At 62.7% G+C, this 6,310-nt stretch carries 6 protein-coding genes and 1 pseudogene; 6 read left to right on the forward strand and 1 reads right to left on the reverse strand.

The features are described from left to right. On the reverse strand, positions 1 to 601 hold a 601-nt coding region (locus tag E5W87_RS21870), incomplete at its 3' end, for an FAD-dependent oxidoreductase (RefSeq protein WP_292402103.1). Between the two features lie 455 nt (positions 602 to 1,056). On the opposite strand from E5W87_RS21870, the gene E5W87_RS21875 reads away from it, so the two are divergent. The 6 genes and pseudogenes from E5W87_RS21875 to E5W87_RS21900 all read left to right on the forward strand — a co-directional run. After that, positions 1,057 to 2,349, forward strand: coding sequence for an imelysin family protein (locus E5W87_RS21875; protein WP_292402115.1), 1,293 nt, complete (start codon positions 1,057 to 1,059; stop codon positions 2,347 to 2,349). 131 nt (positions 2,350 to 2,480) lie between these two features. Beyond that, positions 2,481 to 2,792, forward strand: a complete 312-nt coding sequence (locus E5W87_RS21880) for a (2Fe-2S)-binding protein (RefSeq protein WP_292402107.1) — start codon at positions 2,481 to 2,483, stop codon at positions 2,790 to 2,792. Next, positions 2,758 to 3,243, forward strand: a complete 486-nt coding sequence (bfr, locus tag E5W87_RS21885) for a bacterioferritin (RefSeq protein ID WP_077377191.1) — start codon at positions 2,758 to 2,760, stop codon at positions 3,241 to 3,243. The genes E5W87_RS21880 and bfr overlap by 35 nt, the downstream gene beginning before the upstream one ends. Before the next feature lie 12 nt (positions 3,244 to 3,255). Then, positions 3,256 to 4,863 (forward strand): di-heme oxidoredictase family protein, encoded by a 1,608-nt coding sequence (locus E5W87_RS21890; RefSeq protein ID WP_292402109.1) that lies wholly within the window; start codon positions 3,256 to 3,258, stop codon positions 4,861 to 4,863. A gap of 89 nt (positions 4,864 to 4,952) precedes the next feature. Continuing rightward, positions 4,953 to 6,044, forward strand: coding sequence for an imelysin family protein (locus E5W87_RS21895; protein ID WP_292402112.1), 1,092 nt, complete (start codon positions 4,953 to 4,955; stop codon positions 6,042 to 6,044). A 2-nt stretch (positions 6,045 to 6,046) separates the two neighbouring features. Continuing rightward, a pseudogene (locus tag E5W87_RS21900) lies at positions 6,047 to 6,310 on the forward strand (DUF1513 domain-containing protein); the annotation flags it as partial.

The raw sequence follows: 6,310 nt of genomic DNA on the forward strand, positions 1-6,310 counted from the left end.
GGACACCGGTCGCTTCCAGCCGCTGCCGCACATGACTCGCGATGACCGGCGCCACCGCCCGGCCGAGCAGCCGGTCGACCGCCTCGACCACGGTGACCTTACGGCCGGCCGCTTTGAGCGTCGCGGCGATCTCCAGTCCGATAAAGCCGCCGCCGAGGATGACGACGTCCTCGCTCTGCGCGCTCAATTCGCGGATCAGGCGCGCGTCGGCGAGCGAGCGCAGCGACACAACGCCCGAAAAATCCGAACCCGGCAGCGGCAGAATGCGCGGTCGCGAACCGGTCGCCAGGATCAGCCGATCGAAAGCCAGCACGCCGCCACCGGATATCTCCAGTCTGCGGCCGCCGGCATCGATACGATCGATGCGAATGCCCGGCCGGTAGTCGATGGTGCTGCCGGTATAAAAGGCCTCGCCGCGCAGCGGTTGCGGTTTGGCCTCTTGATCCTTGATGAAGGTCTTCGACAGCGGCGGCTTGTGGTAGGGCAGTTCGTTCTCGTCGCTGACGAGGATCACGGGTCCGTCGTAACCGTCTTCGCGCAGGCTGGCGGCCGCTTGCACGCCCGCATGACCCGCACCGACAATGACCACTCCGTTTTTCATCGCAGCCCCAATTCTTCATCCAAGTCTAGGACGTCTCGCCAAGTGGCAATTGTCTGGCGCCGCCGCAAGACCGCCTTTGCGGGTCGCACCCGGAATGGCGGTCAACCAATAGTGCTGTTCAACGGCGGCACTATATATACGGCTAAAGTTGACACTTGCAGTTTAGAATAATTCTAAACTGTTGTTTCGATTGGCTTTTCTTTCTGAAATTGATTGACTTCCGGCGCCTTCATCGCTTTATGGAAGCTTGCGTGTCAAGCGCATCCCTTTGATGTCTGGGCCTTGAACCCTTTCGATTGGAGGCATTTCGATGTCTTTCTTCCGCAAACCGCGCTATGCCGCGGCCTGTTTCTCGCCCAATGGCATGGACCTGCCTTGGCGCCGATTGCCTGCCGACGCGCCTTTGGCGCTGGCATTTCACTGAATTCCCGAGGGAGATGACAATCATGAGAGCGATGATCACGGCGCGATATGGCAACAGGCTTGCAGCGATCGGCGCCACGGCGGCATTGACGGCGGCGATATTCGTGTTGCCTGCCAAAGCGGAGACCGATGCCAAGACGGTCATCAAGACCTATTCCGACATTGCGCTCGCCAAATATGAGGATTCTCTGACCACGGCGCAGGCGCTCGACAAAGCCGTCGACGCGCTGCTCGCCAAGCCTTCGGTGGAAACGCTGACCGCCGCCCGCGAGGCCTGGAGGGCGTCGCGCGTTCCCTATCAGCAGACCGAAGTCTACCGCTTCGGCAACGCCATCGTCGACGATTGGGAAGGCAAGGTGAATGCCTGGCCGCTCGACGAAGGCCTGATCGACTATGTCGCCGCCGGCTACGGCACCGAATCTGACGCCAATGCGCTCTACACCGCCAATGTGATCGCCAACAAGTCGATCGAGATCGATGGCAAGAAGATCGACGCCACCAATCTTACTCCGGAGTTCCTTTCCTCAACGCTGCAGGAGGCCGGCGGCATCGAGGCCAATGTGGCGACCGGCTATCACGCCATCGAATTCCTGCTGTGGGGCCAGGACTTGCACGGCACCGGCCCGGGCGCCGGCGAACGGCCCTACACGGACTACGACCTTGCCAACTGCACCGGCGGCAATTGCGATCGTCGCGCCCAATATCTGAAGTCGGCGAGCGACCTTCTGGTTTCCGATCTGCAGGACATGGTCAACGATTGGAAGGAAGGCGGCGCCGCCCGCAAGAGCCTTGTCGATGGCGAGCCGAAAACCGGCATCTCGACCATCCTCACCGGCATGGGCTCGCTGTCTTATGGCGAACTCGCCGGCGAGCGCATGAAGCTCGGCCTGCTGCTGCACGATCCGGAAGAGGAGCATGATTGCTTCTCCGACAACACCTACGATTCCCATCTCTACGATGCTGTCGGCATTCGCGCCGCCTATCGCGGCAGCTACACGCGCCTCGACGGCACCGTCGTCGAAGGCCCCTCGGTATCCGACATGGTCAAGGAGGCCGATCCGGCGATCGACAAGGAATTGTCGGACAAGCTGGACGTCACCGTCGCCAAGATGGAAGCCATCAAGGCACGGGCGCTTGGCGGCGAGGCCTATGACCAGCAGATCGGAGAAGGCAACACCGAAGGCAACGCCACCGTGCAGGCGGCGATCGATGCGCTGGTCGACCAGACCAAGTCGATCGAACGCGCCGTCGGCACCCTGAAACTCAATGCCATCGCCTTTGAGGGTTCGGACAGCCTCGATGCGCCAGACAAGGTGTTCCAGTAAGGCGTCAAGAACCTTGAGCACGATCCCGAACCGAAGGCCCGCGTAAGAAAAGTGGAAACCGGTTTTCGGCTCGATTGAGAGAATAAGCCACACGGCGCCGAGCACGCGCCGTCAGCCATACAGAGCAAATAATGCTGATCTGCCATTGCAACATCATCACCGAGAAGGAGATTGAGCAGACGATCGTCGGGCTGCTGGACCAGGATCCCTGGCAGCTTATCGTGCCGGCGAAGATCTATCATGCCATGCAGAAACGTGGTCGCTGTTGCGGCTGCTTCCCAAATGTGGTCGAAACGATCATTCGGGTAACCGAAAATTACCACGCCCGCTCGGAGGCGAGCAGCGTGGACATCGTTTCACATCTGGATCGCGTCAGAGGCCTGCGCGTCCAATACGGGAGCAGAACCCATGAAAGGCGAACAGCAGATCATAGAGCGGCTTAACGAGGCTCTATTTCTGGAACTTGGAGCAGTGAATCAGTACTGGGTGCACTTCCGGCTGCTGGAAGACTGGGGCTACGCCAAGCTGGCGAAGAAGGAACGCGCGGAATCGATCGAGGAGATGCACCATGCCGACCGGCTCGTGGCCCGCATCATCTTCCTTGAAGGTCATCCGAACCTGCAGTCGGTAGCGCCGCTGCGCATCGGACAGAATGTCAAGGAAGTGCTCGAATCCGATCTCGCCGGCGAGTACGACGCGCGCACTGCCTACAAGCGTTCGCGCGAGATTTGCGAAGAAGCAGGCGACTACGTGACGATGAAGCTGTTCGAAGATCTGCTGTCCGACGAGGAAGGTCACATCGACTTCCTCGAGACGCAACTCGACCTGCTCGCCTCGATCGGCGAGGAAAAATATGGTCAGCTCAACGCCGCATCGGCCGACGAGGCGGATTAAGGACATGCGGGAATGCGGCGCCCCATAGATTTCTTGCGCCGCTTGCGGCGGGCCGAGGATTACGGCCTGCCTTCCCAGCAAAACCCGCGATACGGATGGCTTCGCGGGCTTCCGCTTGCCGTGGTGGTTGCGCTGACGGCCTCGGCGCTGGCCGGCGCGCCCGAACCGGCGGGCCTTGCCACCAGCCGTACCGATCTGACGCCGAAGGATCTGGCGCGCGTCATCGCCATCACCAAGCCGACATCAGATTTTTCCAAGCCCGAGCAGTTTGAGCCGATGCAGGGCGGCGCCGGCACATCGCGGAAGGACGTCAACAAGGACGCCTTCTCGCAATCCTCGACCAATATCACCTTCGAGGAAGAGGGCACCTTCAAGCTCGGCAATGCCCTTTTCCGCAAGAACTGGGTGTCGTCGCCCTCGTCGACGCAGGCATCAGACGGGCTTGGTCCGCTGTTCAACGAACGGGCGTGCCAGAATTGCCATCTGAAGGACGGCCGCGGGCATCCGCCGGAAGGCGACACCGGGACCACCTCCATGTTCCTGCGGCTGGCGCGGCAGGCGAGCACCGAGGAGGAGAGAGCAGCGCTGGCCGCCCGCAAGGTGCTCAACTTCCCCGATCCGGTCTACGGCTCGCAATTGCAGGACCTGGCTGTTCCGGGTCTTCGGGGTGAAGGCAGGATGCGTGTCGACTATCAGGAGCAGAAAGTCACGCTGCCGGGCGGTACCGTGGTTTCGCTGCGCAAGCCGAGCTATTCGGTCGATGATCTTGCCAACGGGCCGCTCGATCCGCAAACCACGCTTTCGCCGCGCTTGACGCCGCCGATGATCGGCCTCGGCTTGGTCGAGCAGATCGCGCCGGCGGACATTCTCGCCCATGCCGATCCGGACGATCGGAATAGCGACGGCATTTCCGGCAAGCCCAACATCGTGCGTGACGGCCAGAGCGGCGAACTGACGCTCGGCCGCTTCGGCTGGAAGGGGCAGACGCCGTCGATCCGCCAGCAATCGGCGGACGCATTCGCCGGCGACATCGGCATTTCGACGCCGGAAGTGCCAAACCACTGGGGCGATTGCACCGCGGCCGAAAAGGCATGTCTTGCCATGCCGAACGGCGTCCAGGAGCGCCTCGGCCCGGTCGAGGCGCCGCCGCCGGTCATGGACCTCGTCACCTTCTATTCGCAAAACCTCGCCGTCCCGGCGCGGCGCGACCTCGACAAGCCCGATGTGCTGGCCGGCAAGAAGCTGTTCTACGACATGGGCTGCATTTCCTGCCATACGCCGAAATTCGTCACCCGTCGCGGCACGCCCAACAAGGCGCAGGCCTTCCAGTTGATCTGGCCCTATTCCGATTTTCTGCTGCATGACATGGGCCCGGGCCTCGCCGACGGGCAAGCGGTGGGCGAGGCTACCGGCAGCGAATGGCGCACGCCGCCGCTGTGGGGTATCGGTCTCACCCAGACCGTCAACGGCAACAGCTTCTTCCTGCACGACGGGCGCGCGCGCACCCTGACCGAGGCGGTCCTGTGGCATGGCGGCGAGGGGCAGAAGGCGCGCGACCGCTTTGCCGCCGCCGATGCCGCCGATCGCGACGCACTGGTCAAATTCCTGGAGTCGTTGTGATGTCGAAGCGTCTAAGCAGGTTCCGCAAAAGTGTCCCACGGTTTTGCGGCAAGAACCTGCGACAAACAAAAGAATCTAAGCAGGCATTCGTGGGCCAGCCCACGAATGCCTGCTTAGCGCTTGCTCTGGTTCTCCCGCTGGTCCTCGCTGGCGCATTGCCTACGTCCGCAGCGGTCAAGGCCTCCGACGTGATCCAGCGGGCGATCGACGGCTTTGTCCGCCCGACCTATGCACGCCTGCATGACCATGCCGACAGCCTGACCAAGGCAATGCGCACGCTTTGCGACGCGCCCTCGCAAGACCATCTCGATGCGGCGCGCGCCGAATTCTCCGGCACCGTGGATGCCTGGTCGGTCGTGGAGATCATCCGCATCGGACCGATCACGCAGGACAACCGGCTGGAGCGCATGCTGTTCTGGCCGGACCGCAAGAGCATCGGCCTGAGGCAGGTGCAGGCGGCGCTGGCCAATAAAGATCAGACCGCTGCCGATCCGGCCCAGCTGGCAACAAAGAGCGTCGCCATGCAAGGGCTCGGCGCGCTGGAATTCGTGCTTTACGGCGATGGCGCCGGGCGGCTCGCCGGCAAGGACGATCCCTATCGCTGCGCTTACGGCGCGGCCGTCGCCGGCAACATCGAGACGATTGCCGCCGATGTCAGCGACGCCTGGAACAAGCCCGACGGTTTTGCAGCACTTTGGGCCAATCCGGGGCCGCAAAACGCGCTCTACCGCGACGGCACGGAAGCCGTGACCGAACTGGTCGGCGTCTTCATCAACGAGTTGGAAATGGTCCGCGACGTGCGCCTGAAAGGCTTTTTGGGCGGCAATCCGCAAGGCGACAAGCCGAAACAGGCGATCTACTGGCGCTCGCAAAACACCGCGCGTTCGCTGACCGGCAATCTTTCGGGCATGGACGCGCTGTTCCAGGCCTCGCAGCTTGGCGACGCGCTGTCGCCCGACGCGCGCTGGATGGCGGAATCGATCCACATTCAACTCGTCAACGGGGCCGCCGACGCCACGGCCATCAGAGGTCCGATCGACAAGGCGCTCACCGACCCGGCGCTGCGCCAGAAGCTCGACCACTTCTCACTGGTGACATCCAGCCTGACGACCCTGATCGGCACAAAGCTGACCGCCGAATTCGGCCTGACCGCCGGGTTCTCTTCGCTCGACGGAGACTGACTCTGAAGACGCCGCTGATCGATCGTCGCGATTTCCTCAGGGCGGCAGGCATTGGCTTCGTTGCCGCGATGGCGCCGTCCGCATGGGCGAAGACGCTTGCCGCCGATGCTGTCTTCGCCACCGCTTTCGTCAAGCGCGACGGCAGCTATGGCGCGGCGATCCTGTCCGAGGCCGGCAAGGTCCTGCACGCCATCGACCTGCCCGCCCGTGGCCACGACGTCACTTTCGATCCGGTGTCGAAGCGCTCCGTGGTCTTTGCCAGGCAG

It is taken from the genome of Mesorhizobium sp. (genome assembly GCF_004962925.1).
Lineage (GTDB): Bacteria > Pseudomonadota > Alphaproteobacteria > Rhizobiales > Rhizobiaceae > Mesorhizobium.